The following is a 16,986-nucleotide window of genomic DNA, read 5'->3' on the forward strand; positions in this document are numbered from 1 at the left end:
CGCCTCTGCGTTCAGCCCCTTCCCTCAGTTGGAGGGAGGGGGCTGACGCGCTATCTTGCCCCCCCGCTGACGAGAGCGGTCGCGACAACCGAAAGGAAGCCGGATGTCCCCTTATCTTGGCGAACTTGCCAGCCTCATGGCGGTTTTCTCCTTCGCCATCGTGGCGCCCGGGGCCGACACTGCCATGGTGATGCGGCAGAGCCTGGTGCATGGCAGGCGAGCCGGCATTCTCACCGCTTTCGGCGTCGGCACGTCGCTGCTGTTTCACCTGACCTATACGATTCTGGGCCTGGGCCTGATCGTCTCGCAGTCCCTGCTGCTGTTCTCGGCGATCAAGTGGGCGGGTGCCGCCTATCTGATCTATATGGGGGTGATGGCGCTGAGAGCGCCCGCGCCGGTGTTGCCCGAAACCGAAACCAGCGCCCCGGCGACGCCCATGAGTGATCGTCGGGCGTTTGGTCTCGGCTTTGTAACCAACGCCCTCAATCCCAAGCCGATCCTGTTTTTCCTGTCGCTTTTCTCAGTCCTCGTCAGCCACCAGACGCCGGCGCTCGTCAAAGGAGCCTATGGCCTGGTCATGGCGAGCTGCCTCATTCTCTGGTTCTCGGCGGTGTCCTGTTTTCTGACCATGCCCAAGGTGAGGAGCGCCTTTTCGCGCGCTGGCGTATGGATCAACCGCGTGACTGGCGCCGTCTTCATCGCTTTTGGCGTCCGTCTCGCCCTTTCGCGGGCCGAGTGATCCACGACGCATAACTGAACACGCCGCTGCGGCCTCAAAGGAGTGCTTCCATGTCCTTCGATCTCGTTGTCATCGGTACCGGTCCCGGCGGCTATGTGGCAGCCATCCGCGCCGCCCAGCTCGGCATGAGCGTCGCCGTCGTCGAAAAGCGGGCAACCCATGGCGGCACCTGTCTCAATATTGGCTGCATCCCCTCCAAGGCCCTGTTGCACGCCTCCGAAATGTTCCATGAGGCTGGCCATGTGTTCGCCAAGCTGGGCGTCAAGATCGCCGCACCCGAGCTCGATCTGCCGGCGATGATGGGCCACAAGGACGCCACCGTCAAAAGCAACGTCCAGGGCATCGACTTCCTGTTCAAGAAGAACAAGATAACTGTCCATCGCGGCACGGGGCGCATCGTCGCGACCGGCAAGGTGGAGGTCACCTCAGACGGCGGCGACAAAGCGGTCATCGAAGCGAAGAACATCCTGATCGCCACCGGCTCGGATGTGGCCGGCCTGCCCGGCATCACCATCGATGAGAAGACGGTGGTGTCCTCGACCGGCGCGCTGTTGCTCGAAAAGGTGCCCGAGCATCTGGTGGTGATTGGCGCCGGTGTCATCGGTCTCGAGCTCGGCTCGGTATGGCAGCGGCTGGGCGCGCGCGTCACGGTCATCGAATATCTCGACCGCATCCTGCCGGGACTCGATGGCGAGGTTGCCAAGGCTTTCCAGAGGCTCCTCGAACGGCAGGGCTTCACCTTCAAGCTCGGTCGTAAGGTGACCGGTGTAGACGGTGGCAAGGTGAGCTTCGAACCCGCGGCCGGCGGTGAAGCAGAAACGGATACCGCCGACGTCGTGCTCGTGGCGGTGGGCCGCAGGCCCTACACGGACGGTCTGGGTCTTGCCGAGGTCGGCGTGAAGCTTGACGGCAAGGGCCGCGTCGAGATCGACGGCCATTACGCGACAAGCGTGCCGGGCATCTACGCCATCGGCGATGTGGTCACCGGACCGATGCTGGCCCATAAGGCCGAGGATGAGGGCATGGCGGTTGCCGAGCTGCTGGCCGGCAAGGCAGGCCACGTCAACTACGACGTCATTCCTGCGGTGGTCTATACCTCTCCCGAGGTCGCTGCCGTTGGCCGTACCGAGGAAGATCTCAAGGCGGCCGGTGTACCCTACAAGGTCGGCAAGTTCAGCTTCCTCGCCAATGGACGCGCCAAGTCGATCCTCAAGACGGACGGTTTTGTAAAGATTTTGGCGCACGCCGAAACCGACCGGGTGCTTGGCGTCCACATCATTGGGCCCGGTGCTGGCGAAGCCATTGCCGAGGCGGCGGTGCTGATGGAGTTCTCCGGTTCGGCCGAGGATCTCGCCCGGACCTGCCATGCCCATCCGACATTGTCGGAAGCTGTGAAGGAGGCGGCGCTCGCCGTCGACAAGCGGGCGATCCACGCCTAAGGCGCCGGACCGAAAAGTGGCCCCGCTTTTCGAAGAATCCGATGCACAAGCAAAAGATGGGAGCGGTGGCCCATTGGGCCTTCGCCGCTTCCAGGAATTAGCGGCGGCGCCGGTCGGCAATTGTGAACAGGCCGACGCCGCCCACCACCAGCGCTGTTCCCAAAAGGTCAACGCCGCGAAGCGGTTCGCCGAGAATCAACACGGCGAGAAACAGCGTCACCACCGGCGACAGCGTGCCGATGGTGGAATTGGCTGCCGCCGAAATGCGCGATAGCGCCGCACTCATCAGAAAACTCGGCAACACCGTTGCGCCGATCGCCAGCGTTACCGCCAGCGCAAAAGCCCTGCCGGACACCAGGAGTGCCGATAGCGGGTGTGTGGCGAAAAACTGCAAGAGTACCACAACCGCCGCGCCGGTCATGGCGACGGAGGTGAAGAGTGGCGCGCCCAGGATGGCGATGCTGCCGCCCGCCAGCAGTTGGTAGAGCGCAAAGGAAACGGCGGCGCCCAGCACCCAAAGAGTGCCAACGACAATGTCGCTGCCGTCTGTCTCAAAATCGGCAAGAAAAACCACGGCGAGGCCGAGATAGGCGATGCCGAAGGCCATCAGCGACTTCCATCGCAGCGGCATGTGGAACAGCAGGGCACCGAGCAGCAGCACGAACAGCGGATAGGTGAAGAGGATCAACCGCTCGAATTGCGGCGTCAGGGTCTCCAAGCCTTTGAAATCGGCATAGGACGAGAACCAGTAGCCGATCATCCCGATCAGCAGCGCTTTGCCGTAAGCGGGCATCGGAGCCGCCTTCTGGCGGTCTCGAGCGTAAGCGATAAAGCCAACGGCGATATAGATCGGTACGGAAAGCCCCATCCGTAGCGCCAGCAGCGTCAGCGTGTCGACGCCCTCGGCAAAGGCGAGCTTGATCAGAATGCCTTTGGAGGCAAACAGCACCGCGCCGAGAGCGGCGAATCCGTAGCCGAGCCAGTTTGGGCCGGCTTGAGAAGCAGATGAAGCGTTCAAGAGAATGCGGCCCGAAAGGGCTCCCGTCAGATGGGATGGGACGCAAGCCTTAAGCCATCCGATGGAGCAAAGAAAGCCGACTGCCGAGCGATTCTGACCTCAGGCGCGCGGATGCGCGCCCTTCCAGGCAGCCACCAGCCTCTCGGCATCGACCGAGGTGTAGACCTGAGTCGTCGACAGGTTAGCGTGGCCAAGCAGCTCCTGAATGGTACGGAGGTCACCACCCGAGCCAAGAAGATGCGTGGCAAATGAATGCCGGAGCGCATGGGGTGTTGCCGTCTCGGGGAGACCCAGGGCGCCGCGCAGCCGCTGCAGAGCGAGCTGAACGATACGGGGCGACAGCGGCCCGCCTTTCACGCCGCGAAAAAGCGGCTCCTCAGGTGCGAGGCGGAACGGCGCGAGGCGAACATAGGCAGCGACCGCCCGCCCCACCGCCGGCAGCACGGGCACCAGCCGCGTCTTGCCGCCCTTGCCGGTCACGCGAAGAGCGCCACCCACCTCCGGAGGAGCCTCGGCGGCAGTCAAAGCAAGCGCTTCGGAAATGCGCAGACCGGCACCATAGAGTAGCGCCAGCACGGCGCCATCGCGAGCAGCTACCCAGGGCTCGTCCGCGAGAGTTCCAGCATCGGAAACGACTGATAATGCGTCGGCGACGCCGAGCGGTCTTGGCAGGCGGCGCGGCGCCTTGGGCGCTCCAACAGCGGCGATGGCGGCGCTGCTCGCCTCTCCGCGCTTTTCGAGAAAGCGAATCAGCGAACGGACACCCGAGAGGCTGCGGGCAAGGCTCGGTGCCGCGAGACCGTCGCGTCGGCGCCGCGCCAGGAAGGCCCGATAATCTGCTGGCGACAGCCGGCCGAGGTCGGCAACGGTTGGCGGGGCACCGAGGTGTCCGGTCAGGAAGCGGACGAAGTCGTCGACGTCGCGGCTGTAGGCCTCCCCGGTTCGCGGACTGAGGCGGCGAAGATCGGCCAACCAGCGCCGCCACTCGGCGACGGCATCGGCGAGATCGGACGCCATGATGATGAGAAGGGTGGGTTCTGTCATCGGCTACGCTTTCAGGACTGAACTATCGGCTGAAAAGCTGAATGGCCGATGAACGCCGGACTCATGGTTGGTTCAAGGGAAGCGGCGTAGACATATGTTCAAGATGGCCCGGCGGTAGAAAGCCGATGGCCTCGGGCTCCAAGGAGGTCCGTGTCATGCTTCACAGGCGTCTTCTCACCACTCTCACTGCCTCTCTCGTGGTGGCGTTGGTCGCCGCTGCGGGCCTTGCCGGCAGCGCATCCAGCGCCGCCGCCGATGGCTTCTATTTTGGTTATAACGATGGTCCGCGCATGCCGCCACCGCCGCCGCGTTGGGGCTGGGGACCGCCGCCGCCGCCTCATTGGGGAGGCCCTGGTTGGGGGCGGCCGGGCTGGGGCGCGCCGGGTTACGGTTACGGTCCGCCACCGATGTGCCGGCCGCGCTGGGTCGAGAGGCCCGTTGTCGATCCCTGGGGGCGTGTCATTCGCTACGAGCGATTCCAGACCATGGACTGTGGTCCGCGCCATCGGCGCTGGTAACTATCGCGGCTGACATCACGGGGTGACGACGACCGCCTCGCCATCGGCAATCACGTCGATCACCTCAAAGCCGCCGCCTCGATTGTAAGTGTGGAGGCCCGAAAGCGGCGGTGCCGGTCGCAGCGCCATGAGTGTTGTCTCGGCGTAGCCCCCGGCATCGAGCCGGTCAACGCGGGCAAAGCCAAGGCCGGCACCATAGCCGCCGGCACTATCCTGGAAGGGCCGGATCATCGTCGTCCCCACCGGGAACATGCGTCCAGCCGGTCTTGCCGAGGCGACGTCCACCTTGGCCGGGCCGGCGAACAATGGTGCCCATGCTCCAGTCAGCCGCTCGGCCGTAAATATGGCGAGGCCGTCCCAGCTCGAGCCCCAGTTCGGACGCACGGTGCCAAACAGATAACGTCGGTCATCTCTCTGAAAAAGCGTGGCGTCGCCCAGATCGATGTTGTCGATCAGCACCGCCACCTGCTCCCAGCGGTCGGGGAATTCAATGGCCCGCCACAGCTGGACCTGACGTCGGCCGGACGTCTCGGGGATCATGTAAAGAGCCCCGTCCTCTTCAAAGACGAAGGGATAGGACAGGTGGCAGTCCGTCTCGATAATCGGCCGTGGTGTGCCGACAGGGCCGTCAGTGCCGAATTCCACCGCCGAGATCACGCCCTTTTCAGTGGCAAAGGGAAATTCTTCCAGCAGCAGGACGGTGCGGCCCATGCGCCGAACCACGAAGGGGTCGGCGTAAAAGCGTTGGCCGTCATCGGCGAGTCGGCGCCATGGTCGGCCGGTAATCGTCGGTAGGGCCCCATCTCCGGTTTCGTCGGTCCGCCACGCGATCGCCCAGTTGGGCGGGGTGCGCACCAGACGCTCCAGGCGAGCGGCGAGGGAACGCGCGAAGGCAGCCGCCGCGAAGAGAGCCGGCTGGCCCGGACGGTGCGGCGATGGATCGGCTTCCACGCGCGGTAGCGTCAGGTCGCGGAGCGCGGCGCCACCTGCCAACTGGCTGGCGGCCAGCGTCAGCATTTCAATCGCTCGGCTGGCAGCGATCGTCATGCCCGAGCCAAGCTGCCGCCGGTCCTCGACGGCAACATGCCAACGGCCGACCAGGCGCTGTTGGCCATCCACCACGGCAATCAGATCGACGAAGGGTTCCTCGCCGGCCATGATGGCGTCGGCGGCACCGGCGATGACGCCAAATCCTCCCACGGTAATCAGCAGCCGATCACCGGTCGTCTCCGTCGAGGCGGCAAGATCGATGACAAGATCGGCATCCGTGGCGTCCATCGGCAGATTGAGCGCGTCGGGTGAGATTCGGTCGAGCGGTTTGCTGCGCGGCCGGCGGAAGGCGAGAGCTTCGAAGGCAAGACAAAGATCGAGAAGGCCGGCCGGTGGTGGACCGGTCACCGGGATAATGGCGCCGCTGGCTCCCGTGGCGGTCAGCACGCCAACGATCGCCTCCGCTTGCCAACGCCGGAGATCAGTGAAATCGATCAGAAACGAGACGCGCATGCGGCCCTCCCCCGCCGAGGCTGACATGACGATATCGCCTCCCCCGTGGCCGCGCCGCGCTGCCCCCGTCCCGCGAGGTAAGCTGGCCGGGCGGTGGCCCGACGGTGGCGCCGGCGATCAATTCGGCGCCAAACTCCACCAGGATGCAGGAGCGCGCCGGCTTGGGCACCATCAATCGTGACTCGATGATTGCCAGAGCCGATCTGGCAAGATCTTCGTAGCCGACATTGACCGTCGCAAGATCGGCCGGACGGGCTTCCCGAACGCCGTCGCAACCGATCACCGATATGTCGGCCGGCACCTTGAGCCCGGCTGCCGACAATGCTCTGAGCGCGCCTTCCGCCAGCGGATCGGAAAGACAAAAAAATGCGGTTGCGCCATTAAGGCCGAGGGTTTCGCCGAGCCGCAGGGCGACGGCAGCCTCGCCTGCTTCAACATTGTCCTCAGTCGCGACAATGGCCCCCGCAGCCGTGAGACCCAAGGCATCGATGGTATCGAGAAAGCCGGCGCGCCGGGCTGCCAGATGGTCACGGCCGGCCGTACCCAGCATCAGAATGCGCTTGTGCCCTGCTGCCACAAGATGTCGCACGGCGATGCCGGCAGCAAAAGCATTGGCTGGCACCACGGCATCGGCCCGGCGCAGTTGTTCCTCGCCATTCATGATCACCAATGACAGACCGACTTTGACGAGCTCACCGAGATCGAGTTTATTCCCGCTGCTTATCACAATGACGCCGTTGGCCTTTTCTGAGCTGGCAATCTCTTCGACGTCATGTGCGTCGACGCCGTCGCCTTCGGAAATGGACGCGACGATCTTCAGCGACCGGCGCTCGCATTCCCGCTTAAGGCCTTGATAAAGAGCACGGTTACGGAAGGCAGCATCACCCGTGGTCGTGAAGCCGCGGTCGAAGGCCACAACCACTCGCTCCATGGTGGCAATAGTCGCCTTGGCCCGCCGTTGGTCGAGATAGCCAAGCTCGCGCGCCACGGCCAGCACGCGGTCACGCACCTCGCGGCTGATCGAGGCGGTTCCATTCAGGACATGCGACACGGTGCTGACGGCAACGCCCGCTTCCCTGGCGATATCGCGAACCCCGACTTTCATCGCACTCTTTCCGTGCCGCCCGCGTGGCATCGGACGGGCGATCCAAAACTAAAAAAACAAAGCCGACAAAGGCCGGCGACGGCCTCTGTAACCGGACATTTTTGTAACTTTCGTTTCTGACTTTCTTTCATCAACCGATTTGGTCGGCGGATGCAAGACCAGCAGTGGCCGATGGTTGCAAATTCAGCAAACGGCTGTTTTCGAGGTAAACGCCTTGATGCAAATCACTCCGATCGACCTAATCTGCGGCGGACGGTTAGCGCTACGCCTTATCGAGACGATAGCGGAAATTGCAGCGCCGGCCCCCCTCCATGATGGTTTCGGTGCGCTCGAGACGCATGGCCGGATTATATCCTTCGCAGAAGGCGGCATCGCGGTTGCACGAGAGCAGCGCGCCGATCTCGGAAAGCCCCATCTCCTTGTAGGTCTCGGCATACCGGCAGCGGGTGACGTCGTAGGAGAAGCGGTCTGGGCCGACCTCTTTCACCTCGATCGTCAATGCATCCTCGGCCGTCCAGGCCGGCAAAATGGCCTCGAAATCGGTGAAGTCAGGCATATGGCCGAGGTCGGCGCGGCATTTTTCGCCATGGGCAACCGCCGCTTTGCGAATGGCTGCGTCGACGGCCTCACGGGCCGGCCCTTCTCCGAAGCGGGTAACCAGCTCTCGATAGAGATGGCCGACGATCTCCGCCTCTATGCGACGGCGTTCAATGATGGGCATCGGCATGGCTGTCTCCTGGTGCGAACCGAGGCTAACCCGAGCGGCGTTCACGGAAAAGGGGCTTTTCCCGGCGGGCGCGGCTCTTTCGCAGACCTGATGCCCAAGGCAAAACGACTTTGGTCCTCGGGAAGGCTGTGTTATGAGAGCCTCGACGAAGGACCGGCGGCGCCCGAAGTATGGCTGCGGCCGGTTCCGCGCCGGAAACGGCATGGCCGGCCGGCGTTCCGCGAGCAAAGGTCGAAACTCCCCGTGAACTGGATCAACAACGTCGTCCGCCCGAAAATCCGTTCCCTCTGGTCCGCCAAGCGCGACGTGCCGGAGAACCTCTGGGTGAAATGCCCGGAGACCGGCGAGATGGTTTTCCACCGCGACCTCGAAGCCAACCAGTGGGTGATCCCCAACTCCGGCTATCACATGCGCATGCCGCCGAAAGAGCGCTTCGTGCAGCTGTTCGACGGCGGCGACTACGAGGCAATCTCGACGCCAGCTGTCGCACAGGATCCCCTCAAGTTCCGCGATGAGAAGCGCTACGTCGACCGGCTGCGGGACTCTCGCGCCAAGACCGGCAATGACGATGCCATTCTGGTTGGTGCTGGGCGGGTCGAGGGTAACGCCGTGGTCGCCGCCGTGCAGGACTTCGACTTCATGGGCGGCTCGCTCGGTACTGCCGCCGGCGAGGCGATCATTCGCGGCGTCGAAGAGGCAATAGCTCGGTCGGCCGCCTTCGTCATGTTCACGGCGTCCGGCGGTGCCCGCATGCAGGAGGGCATCCTGTCGCTGATGCAGATGCCGCGCACCACGGTGGCAGTCGAAATGCTGCGGGAAGCGGGCCTGCCCTATATCGTCGTACTGACCAACCCGACGCTGGGCGGCGTGACCGCCTCCTATGCCATGCTGGGCGACGTCCACATCGCCGAGCCGGGTGCGCTGATCGGTTTCGCCGGCCCGCGCGTCATCGAGCAGACCATCCGTGAGAAGCTGCCGGAGGGTTTTCAGCGCTCCGAATATCTTCATGAGCACGGCATGGTCGACCTGGTGGTGCATCGCCACCAGATGCGCGCCACCATCGGCCGCCTCGTCCGTCTGCTGACCCACGCCAAGGGTACCGCGCTCATTCCGGCCTGACGGGCAGCAGCCCCGGCTTTGCGATTCCCGCGCCGCCGTCATGGCGGCGTGTTCCTTTTTTTGGGCGACCTTGCCCGTATCCGGACTTTGCCATGGAAACGCCGCTCGACATCATCGACCGCCTTGGCGCGCGCTGGCCGAAAGGTTTCGATCTTTCGCTCGGCCGCATCCGTCGGCTGCTCGGCGCGCTCGGCCATCCGGAGCAGCGCTTGCCGCCGGTCTTTCATGTCGCCGGTACCAACGGCAAGGGATCAACGGTGGCTTTCCTGCGCGCTATCCTGGAGGCCGAAGGCCTCCGGATCCACGCCGATACCTCGCCGCATCTCGTCCGCTACAACGAACGTTTTCGCCTCGCCGACGGGCCGGGCGCATCGAGTTTCGTCGATGACGACACGCTGGCCGACGCGCTCTCCCGCACCGAAAAAGCCAATGGGGATGAGGCGATCACTCTTTTCGAGCTGTTGACCGCCGCCGGCTTTCTGCTGTTTGCCGAACGGCCGGCCGATGCCCTGTTGCTCGAGGTCGGTCTCGGTGGCCGATTCGATTCCACCAATGTCATCGACCAACCGGCCGTGTCGGTGATCACCTCGATCTCCCTCGATCATCAGGCCTATCTCGGCGACACCGTTGAGAAGATCGCCTTCGAGAAGGCCGGGATCATCAAAGCTGGCGCGCCGGTGGTTTTGTCGCCCAATCCGGACGGCGTCGTCGCCGTGATTGAAAGGGTGGCGGCCGAGGTGCGGGCCGGACTGCTGATGATCGGGGGCCAGGATTGGACCGCCTTCGAAGAGCACGGGCGCCTGGTGTTCCAAGACGTCGACGGCCTTCTCGATTTGCCGCGACCACGTCTTCCCGGCGGCCATCAGATCAGCAATGCCGGCACCGCAATCGCCGCTGTTCGCGCAGCGGGCTTCCGCGTCGGGCACGACGCCTTCGAGCGTGGCATGGAGCGCGTCGAATGGCCGGCGCGACTGCAGCGCCTGACGACCGGCACCATCGTCGATGCCGCCCCCGAGGGATCGGAGATTTGGCTTGACGGCGGTCACAATCCGGGCGCCGGCGAGGTGATTGCCTCGGCCATGGCCGATCTCGAGGAGCGCGTCGCCCGGCCATTGGTGCTGGTCGCCGGCATGCTCGTTACCAAGGATCCGGTCGGCTTCTTCGAGGCGTTCGCGGGCCTCGCTCGCCGCGTCTATACAGTTCCCATTCGCGGATCTGATGCGGCGCGCGAGCCGCAGGCGCTGGCTGCTGATGCGCGTGGCGCCGGCGTCACCGCCATGGCCACCGCCAGCGTGACCGCCGCGCTATCTCATCTCCGCGAGACGTGGTCGGGACCGGCGCCACGCATTCTGATCTGCGGCTCGCTTTATCTGGCCGGCGAGGTGTTGGCCGACAACGGCACGCCGCCGGTCTGATCAGGCTCGCTCCTGCCGCTCGGCGAGCTTCACGATGTGCACCATGAGCGCCGTTGCATAAAGCGGTGTCAGCACGTTGGCGATGGGCACGGCGAGCAGGAGGGCGATGGTCAGCCCGCCCAGCATCACCTTGCCGGAATGGGCGCTCCGCAACGCTCGTGCTGCCAGCGGCGGACGAAAGCGCATGGCCACCTGCTCGAAATATTCCCGCCCCAGGAGATAGGCGTTGACGACGAGGAAGATCGGCACGTTGATGCCGGGCAGGAACAGCAGCGGCAGCATGGCGATATTGACCAGCACCACGAAAGCGGTGAAGCGCAACGCCTGAACGAGGCCGGTCATCAATGGCTGTGAAATGCCCGGTCGGTCGGCAGGATAACGTGTTCGTTCGACCACTTCCGCCACCTCGTCGGCATAAAGGCCGGCGAACAGAGCCGTCACCGGCGCGACCAGGAAGCCAAGTCCGACGAACAGAAGAATGCCCACCAGCCACTCGACGGCGGTTCGCCAGCCATCCGGCAGGGCAGCCGAGAAATGGTCGGCCAACGCCCAAGTGCCGATCCAGAGCACGGCGAGCAGGGCGAGGGTCAGGCCGATCGACTTCAAAAGCACGGCCCGAAAGGGTGGTGTCGGTATGTCGCGCAGAGCGGTGAATACAGCATTCAACATTCTTCGGCTTCTCCTTCAAATGCCGTATTCGCGCGGCTTGCCGGTCAGTTAGGAATGGTCTAGGCCAAATGGAAGAGATGTCCGCGTCGATCTCGGACCCAGGAGACGTTTCATATGAGCCTCGACTTCGATGTGCTGACCATCGGCAACGCCATCGTCGATATTCTTTCTCCCGCTGAGGAAGACATGTTGGTGGAGCTGGGCGTCACCAAGAGCATGATGCGGTTGATCGACGCGGAGGAGGCAGGACGTATCTATGACATGATGGGGCCGGCGGTCGAGGCGTCCGGCGGTTCGGCGGCCAACACGGCAGCTGGCGTTGCCTCATTCGGTGGTCGCGCCGCCTATATCGGCAAGGTGGCAACCGACGCCTTCGGCGAAGTGTTCACCCACGACATTCGTTCTCAAGGGGTGCATTTCGAGACGCGGCCGCTTTTTGACGGTGCCCCCACAGCTCGCTGCATGATTCTGATCACGCCCGACAGCGAGCGGACCATGAATACCTATCTCGGCGCCTGCCACCATCTGACGGTGGACGATATCGACGAAAAGACGGTTGCTGCCGCTCGTTATACCTATCTCGAAGGCTTCCTGTGGGATCCGCCGGAGGCCAAGAAAGCCTTCCGCAAGGCTGCGGCCATTGCGCATGCCCACGGCCGCCTCGCTTCGATCACCCTGTCGGACAGCTTCTGTGTCGACCGTTTCCGCGCCGAGTTTCTCGAACTGATGCGCTCCGGCACGGTCGACCTGGTGTTTGCCAACAAGGAAGAGGCCAAGGCGCTTTACGAGACGCATGATCTCGACACGGCTGTCGCCTGCCTCCGGCGCGACTGCAAGGCGGCGGCGGTGACGCTGGGTGGCGAAGGCGCACTGGCCTTTGATGGTGACGAGCTGGTATCGGCGCCGGCATCGGAGGTGGACGAACTGGTCGATATGACCGGCGCGGGCGACCAGTTTGCCGCTGGCTTCCTCTACGCCCGTTCGCGTGGCCTCACGCTTGCCGAGGCGACGCGGCTCGGCTGTCTCGCTGGCGGTGAATGCGTCGGTCACATCGGACCACGCCCGGCGGTCAACCTCGCCCAACTCGCTCGTGATGCGGGCCTGAAGCTGCCAGCCTGAGATCAACCTTTCCAACGTCGACATTAAGCTGAAGCCGCGTTAGCGGCTTCCGGCGCCAATTGGCGCCGCGCGAAGCGAAAAGCCAAGGGCCGGAGGCCCGCCGGCGATTGAGGCTGAAAATCACAACATCGACGGCAGCACGCGGTCGGGCAGGTGATGCTCGTCCATGAAGGCGCGGATGTTGACAATCACCTTCTCGCCCATCTCGATGCGGCTCTCGATGGTTGCCGAACCCATATGCGGCAGCAACAACGCGCGGCCACATTTGACCAGCTTCGGGCTGATCGACGGTTCCTGTTCGTAGACGTCAAGGCCGGCACCGGCCAGCTCGCCGGCCACCAGCATGCGCGTCAAGGCCGCTTCGTCGACGATTTCGCCACGGGCGGTGTTGATCAGGTAGGCATCCGGCCGCATCAACTTCAGTCGCCGTGCCGACAGGAGATGGTAGGTCGCCGGCGTGTGCGGGCAATGGACGGTGACGATGTCCATGCGGTTCAGCATCTGGTCGAGGCTTTCGCACCAGGTGGCGGCAAGCTTGTCCTCGGTCTCGGTCGGCAGGCGGTGCCGGTTATGGTAGAAGACCGACAGGCCGAAGGCGCTGGCGCGGCGGGCGACGGCCTGGCCGATCCGTCCCATGCCGACGATGCCGAGCTTCTTACCACGCAGACGGTTGCCAAGCATGCCGGTCGGCGACCAGCCTTGCCACTCGCCGGCCTGAAGCGCCCGCATGCCATCGGCCATACGACGCGGCACGGCGAGGATCAGCGCCATGGTCATGTCGGCGGTGTCCTCGGTGAGCACGCCCGGCGTGTTGGTTACGGCAATGCCGCGTTCCGTCGCCTTGATGACGTCGATGTTGTCGACGCCATTGCCGAAATTGGCAATCAGTTTCAGGCCCGGACCGGCCTGGGCGATGACACCGCTATCGACACGGTCGGTCACGGTGGGCACCAGCACATCGGCGATGCGACTTGCCTCGACCAGCTCGGCTTGGCTCATCGGCCGATCGGCCGAATTGAGGCGGACGTCGAACAGCTCCTGCATGCGCGCTTCGACGATGTCGGGCAGCTTACGCGTCACCACCACCAGAGGCTTTTTGCCAGCCATATTGCGTTTCGTCCTTCCTCAAGATCGCCGACGGGCGGCGATCTGTGGCAACAAGTGTCGGCCAGCCGCTTACGGGCGTCAATCCGGTGGAGGTCCGATCTCCGATCATTCCTTACGCGACGGCGTTGACGCGACGTTAACTTTGACCGGCAACCATGAGAGCTGGAGCTGCTTTTGAGAGCGGCGCGTGTTTTCGGTACGGAAGGTGGGGCGACGATGAGGGCGGCGAGGCTACGGGCGGCGGCGATTCTGGCCGCGGGGCTGCTGCTCGCGAGTCCCTCGCTGGCTCAGAATGTAACCGTCGGCAGTTCCGGCCTGCCGGTGCCGCGCTTCGTCAGCCTGAAATCAGATTCCGTCAACGTTCGTCAGGGGCCGTCGCGCGATCAGGCCATCGTTTGGCGCTACGTGCGTGCCGGCATGCCGGTGGAGATCACCCAGGAATTTGAGAACTGGCGGCGTATCCGCGACTTCGAGGGCGGCGAGGGATGGGTGTTCCATTCGCTCCTGTCGGGAACGCGCACGGCGATCGTCGCGCCTTGGGCTGCCGATAAGACACTGATCGATCTGCATGCCAGTCCCAACGACACTAGCCGCGTCACCGCCCGTGTCGAGCCGAAGGTTCAGGCACCGGTCGAAAAATGCGACGGCACCTGGTGTCGGCTCGACGGCAAGGGCTTTTCCGGCTGGATTGCCCAGGGGTCACTCTGGGGCGTCTATCCGGACGAGAAATTCTGATCTTTCAGAAGTGGGTTTCGATGGCATCCCATATCAGGGCTGCGACATCGGGACCGCCGAACCGCTTGATGGCGCGGATACCGGTCGGTGACGTCACGTTGATTTCAGTCAGCTTGTCGCCGATCACGTCGATACCGACGAAGATCAGGCCACGATCCTTGAGCTCCGGTCCGATCGCCTCGCAGATCTCGAGATCGCGCTTGCTGACCTCCGTATTGGCCGCTGCGCCGCCCCGCACCATGTTGGAACGGAGATCGCCCTCGGCCGGCACGCGGTTGACGAGGCCGGCAAATTTGCCGTCGACGAGGATGATGCGCTTGTCGCCGGCCCGGACGGCCGGCAGGTAGCGCTGGGCGATGAAGGGATCGCGCGACTGCGTCAGGAACAGTTCGAGGAAGGCACTGAAATTGTCGTCGTCGGGTTTCACGTGGTAAACGCCCTGGCCGCCGGCCCCGTAAAGCGGCTTCAGCACGATGTCGCCGAACTCGGCTCGGAAGGCTTTGATCTCGTCAGGGTCGCGCGTGATGATCGTCTCCGGCATCAGCTCCGGATAGTCCATCACCAACAGCTTTTCCGGCGCGTCACGCACCTCGGCCGGGTCGTTGACCACCAATGTCGAGGGATGGATGCGCTCGAGCATGTAGGTGGTGGAGAGATAGGCCATGTCGAAGGGCGGATCCTGCCGGAGCAGCACCACGTCGAGCGTCGAAAGGTCGGTCTTTTCCGGCGAGCCCAGTGTGAAATGATTACTGGGCTCGTCGCGCACCGCCACCGGCTCGATCGCCGCGGTCACCCGGCCTGAGCGCAGGGTCAGCTTGTCGGGCGTATAGTGGAACAGGCTGTGGCCACGTTTCTGCGCCTCCAGCATCAGCGCGAAGGTGGAGTCGCCGGCGAGGCGGATCGAGGCGATATGGTCCATCTGGACGGCGACGGAAAGGCTCATGGCAACAACTCGTCTTCGGGAAGGGACGCCGCCGTTTATGGGCGGCTTCCGGCTGCCGCGCAACGGGAAAGCACTTCACGAAAAAGCGTTCTCAATATGGTACGGCCAGCGGCGCGGGCGAACCACCACGAGATCGAAGCGCAGCGTAAAGTCCGAAAACTGCGGATGCCGGGCCAGATAAAGATCAGCCGCGGCCTCGATGCGGCGGTAGCCTTCGGCGGCAATTGCTTCCAGGCCAGCTTCTAAGGTTGGCCGCGCCTTCACTTCGACGAAAGCCAGCACATGGCCGCGTCGCGCCACGATGTCGATTTCACCAAGCGACGTCCGGTAACGGGTCGCCAGCACGCGGTAGCCCTTGAAGCGCAGCATCCAGGCGGCAAGCCCTTCGGCCACCAAACCACGGGCATGCCCGGCCCGGCGGTCGGCAGTCATTCCACTTCACCGCCGCCGGCATCGATGATCGCCTTGAGCTTCAGGGCCAACGCATAGACATCCTTGCGCGGCCGACCCGTAGCCTTTGCTACCTCGGCGGCTGCCTGGCCTGTCCCCTTGGTTTCAAGCGCGGCCAAAAGCAAGGCCTCGAGATCGGCATCGGCTGACTGCTCGCCTAAGGGAGCGCCGACCACCAGCACGATCTCGCCGCGTGGCGGGTCCGCTTCGGCGCCGACCGCCAACTCGGCCAGAGAGCCGCGCCGCACCTCCTCGAAGCGCTTGGTCAGTTCGCGACAGAGCGCTGCCGGGCGATCGCGGCCCAGAACTTCGGCCATGTCGGCAAGTGTTTCCGCTGCCCGATGCGGTGATTCGTAGACGACAAGCGTCGCCGGCACGGCGCGAAACTCACCGAGGCGATTGCGGCGGGCACCGGCCTTGTGCGGCAGAAAGCCCAGGAACAGGAATGTATCGGTAGGCAGGCCGGCAGCCACCAGCGCCGATAAGATGGCCGAGGCGCCCGGGATGGGAAAGACTCGAATGCCTTCGGCAAGCGCCTCTTCCACCAACTTGTAGCCGGGATCGGAGATCAAAGGCGTACCGGCATCGGAGACCAGCGCGAGGCGCATGCCGCCTCGCAGCATGGCCAGCAGGCGCGGCCGCTCGCGAGCGGCGTTATGCTCGTGATAGATGGCGAGCGGCTTTCGGATGCCATAACGGTCGAGCAGGACGGCGGTAACGCGGCTATCTTCGCAAATGATGAGGTCGGCGCCACCCAACACATCGAGCGCCCTGAGCGAAATGTCCGAAAGGTTGCCGATCGGTGTCGCCACCGGGTAAAGACCCGGCTCGATCGGCTTGCCGGCGAAGGCTGTGCCGTCAATGGCATAGCCGGTTGTGATGGCCTTGCCGCCCGCCTCGGTCATGATGACTGCTGATCCTCCCTCGCCGCGATGTCGGCGGCCATGCGCAGATCACGGATCGGCCGTACGGCAGCGATCGATGCTTCGTAGCTCGGGTGGGCCTTGAAGGCTTCGAGAGCGGCGACGTCGGTGAATTCGCCGTAAACGACGAAGTCGACGTCGTTGCCGAGGCTATCGAGCTTCAGGTTTTCGCCGACTTCCAGACGCAGGGCATGCGGATTGGCTTCGAGCAGACGGAGACCTTCGAGCACCTGCTGGCGATGAGCGGCTGAACGGACGGAGAAGTAGACGATGTGCCTGATCATGGAATTCCCTTGGTCGGCGCCCCAAGCCGTAGTTTCTAGCTCCCAAAACCACACTTCGGCGGGAAAATCGAGCCACCCAGACCGATTCCTGGCCTCTCCACCGGTAAATGGTACGTAAGGAGTTGCATC

General features: G+C 64.0%; 18 protein-coding genes. 7 read left to right on the plus strand and 11 right to left on the minus strand.

Annotated elements, in window-relative coordinates; genetic code table 11:
* The first annotated feature begins 103 nt into the window (after nt 1-103).
* Nucleotides 104-739 (plus strand): LysE family transporter, encoded by a 636-nt coding sequence (locus tag G522_RS0113715; RefSeq protein WP_026791540.1) that lies wholly within the window; start codon nt 104-106, stop codon nt 737-739.
* A 50-nt stretch (nt 740-789) separates the two neighbouring features.
* On the plus strand, nt 790-2,178 hold the full coding sequence (gene lpdA, locus G522_RS0113720) for a dihydrolipoyl dehydrogenase (protein WP_026791541.1): 1,389 nt from the start codon (nt 790-792) through the stop codon (nt 2,176-2,178).
* 97 nt (nt 2,179-2,275) lie between these two features.
* Here lpdA and G522_RS0113725 read toward each other — a convergent pair whose 3' ends face one another.
* Together G522_RS0113725 and G522_RS0113730 are read right to left on the minus strand one after the other, a co-directional pair.
* Complete coding sequence (locus G522_RS0113725; protein ID WP_084633169.1) at nt 2,276-3,196, minus strand: DMT family transporter; 921 nt, start codon at nt 3,194-3,196, stop codon at nt 2,276-2,278.
* A 99-nt stretch (nt 3,197-3,295) separates the two neighbouring features.
* Nucleotides 3,296-4,240 carry a tyrosine recombinase XerC gene (locus tag G522_RS0113730; RefSeq protein ID WP_026791543.1) on the minus strand — a complete coding sequence of 315 codons (945 nt, stop codon included), beginning with the start codon at nt 4,238-4,240 and terminating at the stop codon, nt 3,296-3,298.
* A 155-nt stretch (nt 4,241-4,395) separates the two neighbouring features.
* Between G522_RS0113730 and G522_RS26810 the strand changes: the two genes are divergently transcribed.
* Nucleotides 4,396-4,758, plus strand: a complete 363-nt coding sequence (locus G522_RS26810; protein ID WP_156886934.1) for a hypothetical protein — start codon at nt 4,396-4,398, stop codon at nt 4,756-4,758.
* A 15-nt stretch (nt 4,759-4,773) separates the two neighbouring features.
* Here G522_RS26810 and G522_RS29000 read toward each other — a convergent pair whose 3' ends face one another.
* The 3 genes from G522_RS29000 to G522_RS0113750 all read right to left on the minus strand — a co-directional run bounded on the left by G522_RS29000 (nt 4,774) and on the right by G522_RS0113750 (nt 8,093).
* Entirely contained in the window at nt 4,774-6,261 is a 1,488-nt protein-coding gene (locus G522_RS29000; protein WP_051228614.1) for a glucosamine inositolphosphorylceramide transferase family protein, read from the minus strand.
* On the minus strand, nt 6,230-7,366 hold the full coding sequence (locus G522_RS26820; protein ID WP_051228615.1) for a LacI family DNA-binding transcriptional regulator: 1,137 nt from the start codon (nt 7,364-7,366) through the stop codon (nt 6,230-6,232). The genes G522_RS29000 and G522_RS26820 overlap by 32 nt, the downstream gene beginning before the upstream one ends.
* 262 nt (nt 7,367-7,628) lie before the next feature.
* Nucleotides 7,629-8,093 carry an L-2-amino-thiazoline-4-carboxylic acid hydrolase gene (locus G522_RS0113750; RefSeq protein ID WP_026791544.1) on the minus strand — a complete coding sequence of 155 codons (465 nt, stop codon included), beginning with the start codon at nt 8,091-8,093 and terminating at the stop codon, nt 7,629-7,631.
* A 243-nt stretch (nt 8,094-8,336) separates the two neighbouring features.
* On the opposite strand from G522_RS0113750, the gene accD reads away from it, so the two are divergent.
* Both accD and G522_RS0113760 read left to right on the plus strand, forming a co-directional pair.
* Nucleotides 8,337-9,212 (plus strand): acetyl-CoA carboxylase, carboxyltransferase subunit beta, encoded by an 876-nt coding sequence (gene accD, locus G522_RS26825; RefSeq protein ID WP_036839272.1) that lies wholly within the window; start codon nt 8,337-8,339, stop codon nt 9,210-9,212.
* Nucleotides 9,213-9,304: 92 nt separating this feature from the next.
* Nucleotides 9,305-10,627, plus strand: a complete 1,323-nt coding sequence (locus tag G522_RS0113760) for a bifunctional folylpolyglutamate synthase/dihydrofolate synthase (protein ID WP_026791545.1) — start codon at nt 9,305-9,307, stop codon at nt 10,625-10,627.
* On the opposite strand, the gene G522_RS0113765 is transcribed toward G522_RS0113760, so the two are convergent.
* Nucleotides 10,628-11,296: a sulfate transporter family protein gene (locus G522_RS0113765; RefSeq protein WP_026791546.1), complete on the minus strand. Its 669-nt coding sequence runs from the start codon at nt 11,294-11,296 to the stop codon at nt 10,628-10,630. It lies immediately after the preceding gene.
* A 114-nt stretch (nt 11,297-11,410) separates the two neighbouring features.
* Between G522_RS0113765 and G522_RS0113770 the strand changes: the two genes are divergently transcribed.
* Nucleotides 11,411-12,415, plus strand: coding sequence for an adenosine kinase (locus tag G522_RS0113770; protein ID WP_026791547.1), 1,005 nt, complete (start codon nt 11,411-11,413; stop codon nt 12,413-12,415).
* A 120-nt stretch (nt 12,416-12,535) separates the two neighbouring features.
* On the opposite strand, the gene G522_RS0113775 is transcribed toward G522_RS0113770, so the two are convergent.
* Entirely contained in the window at nt 12,536-13,522 is a 987-nt protein-coding gene (locus tag G522_RS0113775; protein WP_026791548.1) for a 2-hydroxyacid dehydrogenase, read from the minus strand.
* Nucleotides 13,523-13,738: 216 nt separating this feature from the next.
* Between G522_RS0113775 and G522_RS0113780 the strand changes: the two genes are divergently transcribed.
* A complete protein-coding gene (locus G522_RS0113780; protein WP_026791549.1) occupies nt 13,739-14,257 on the plus strand; it encodes an SH3 domain-containing protein in 519 nt (172 codons plus the stop codon).
* A gap of 4 nt (nt 14,258-14,261) precedes the next feature.
* On the opposite strand, the gene gshB is transcribed toward G522_RS0113780, so the two are convergent.
* The 4 genes from gshB to G522_RS0113800 all read right to left on the minus strand — a co-directional run bounded on the left by gshB (nt 14,262) and on the right by G522_RS0113800 (nt 16,857).
* Nucleotides 14,262-15,200 carry a glutathione synthase gene (gshB, locus tag G522_RS0113785; RefSeq protein ID WP_026791550.1) on the minus strand — a complete coding sequence of 313 codons (939 nt, stop codon included), beginning with the start codon at nt 15,198-15,200 and terminating at the stop codon, nt 14,262-14,264.
* A 75-nt stretch (nt 15,201-15,275) separates the two neighbouring features.
* Nucleotides 15,276-15,632: a YraN family protein gene (locus tag G522_RS0113790; protein ID WP_026791551.1), complete on the minus strand. Its 357-nt coding sequence runs from the start codon at nt 15,630-15,632 to the stop codon at nt 15,276-15,278.
* Nucleotides 15,629-16,555, minus strand: coding sequence for a 16S rRNA (cytidine(1402)-2'-O)-methyltransferase (rsmI, locus tag G522_RS0113795; RefSeq protein WP_026791552.1), 927 nt, complete (start codon nt 16,553-16,555; stop codon nt 15,629-15,631). Before rsmI ends, G522_RS0113790 begins: the two co-directional genes overlap by 4 nt.
* Complete coding sequence (locus G522_RS0113800) at nt 16,552-16,857, minus strand: Dabb family protein (RefSeq protein ID WP_026791553.1); 306 nt, start codon at nt 16,855-16,857, stop codon at nt 16,552-16,554. The genes rsmI and G522_RS0113800 overlap by 4 nt, the downstream gene beginning before the upstream one ends.
* Between the last annotated feature and the right edge of the window lie 129 nt (nt 16,858-16,986).

The organism is Pleomorphomonas oryzae DSM 16300 (genome assembly GCF_000422965.1).
Lineage (GTDB): Bacteria > Pseudomonadota > Alphaproteobacteria > Rhizobiales > Pleomorphomonadaceae > Pleomorphomonas > Pleomorphomonas oryzae.

What these genes read in the sequence shown, in the direction of transcription:
- gshB (WP_026791550.1), bottom strand. Translation starts at nt 15,200, where the DNA reads ATGAGCCTTTCCGTCGCCGTCCAGATGGACCATATCGCCTCGATCCGC.
- G522_RS26820 (WP_051228615.1), bottom strand. Translation starts at nt 7,366, where the DNA reads ATGAAAGTCGGGGTTCGCGATATCGCCAGGGAAGCGGGCGTTGCCGTC.
- G522_RS0113730 (WP_026791543.1), bottom strand. Translation starts at nt 4,240, where the DNA reads ATGACAGAACCCACCCTTCTCATCATCATGGCGTCCGATCTCGCCGAT.
- G522_RS0113775 (WP_026791548.1), bottom strand. Translation starts at nt 13,522, where the DNA reads ATGGCTGGCAAAAAGCCTCTGGTGGTGGTGACGCGTAAGCTGCCCGAC.
- G522_RS0113765 (WP_026791546.1), bottom strand. Translation starts at nt 11,296, where the DNA reads ATGTTGAATGCTGTATTCACCGCTCTGCGCGACATACCGACACCACCC.
- G522_RS29000 (WP_051228614.1), bottom strand. Translation starts at nt 6,261, where the DNA reads ATGCGCGTCTCGTTTCTGATCGATTTCACTGATCTCCGGCGTTGGCAA.
- G522_RS0113760 (WP_026791545.1), top strand. Translation starts at nt 9,305, where the DNA reads ATGGAAACGCCGCTCGACATCATCGACCGCCTTGGCGCGCGCTGGCCG.
- G522_RS0113770 (WP_026791547.1), top strand. Translation starts at nt 11,411, where the DNA reads ATGAGCCTCGACTTCGATGTGCTGACCATCGGCAACGCCATCGTCGAT.
- G522_RS0113790 (WP_026791551.1), bottom strand. Translation starts at nt 15,632, where the DNA reads ATGACTGCCGACCGCCGGGCCGGGCATGCCCGTGGTTTGGTGGCCGAA.
- G522_RS0113715 (WP_026791540.1), top strand. Translation starts at nt 104, where the DNA reads ATGTCCCCTTATCTTGGCGAACTTGCCAGCCTCATGGCGGTTTTCTCC.
- G522_RS0113780 (WP_026791549.1), top strand. Translation starts at nt 13,739, where the DNA reads ATGAGGGCGGCGAGGCTACGGGCGGCGGCGATTCTGGCCGCGGGGCTG.
- rsmI (WP_026791552.1), bottom strand. Translation starts at nt 16,555, where the DNA reads ATGACCGAGGCGGGCGGCAAGGCCATCACAACCGGCTATGCCATTGAC.
- G522_RS0113800 (WP_026791553.1), bottom strand. Translation starts at nt 16,857, where the DNA reads ATGATCAGGCACATCGTCTACTTCTCCGTCCGTTCAGCCGCTCATCGC.
- G522_RS0113750 (WP_026791544.1), bottom strand. Translation starts at nt 8,093, where the DNA reads ATGCCGATGCCCATCATTGAACGCCGTCGCATAGAGGCGGAGATCGTC.
- G522_RS26810 (WP_156886934.1), top strand. Translation starts at nt 4,396, where the DNA reads ATGCTTCACAGGCGTCTTCTCACCACTCTCACTGCCTCTCTCGTGGTG.
- lpdA (WP_026791541.1), top strand. Translation starts at nt 790, where the DNA reads ATGTCCTTCGATCTCGTTGTCATCGGTACCGGTCCCGGCGGCTATGTG.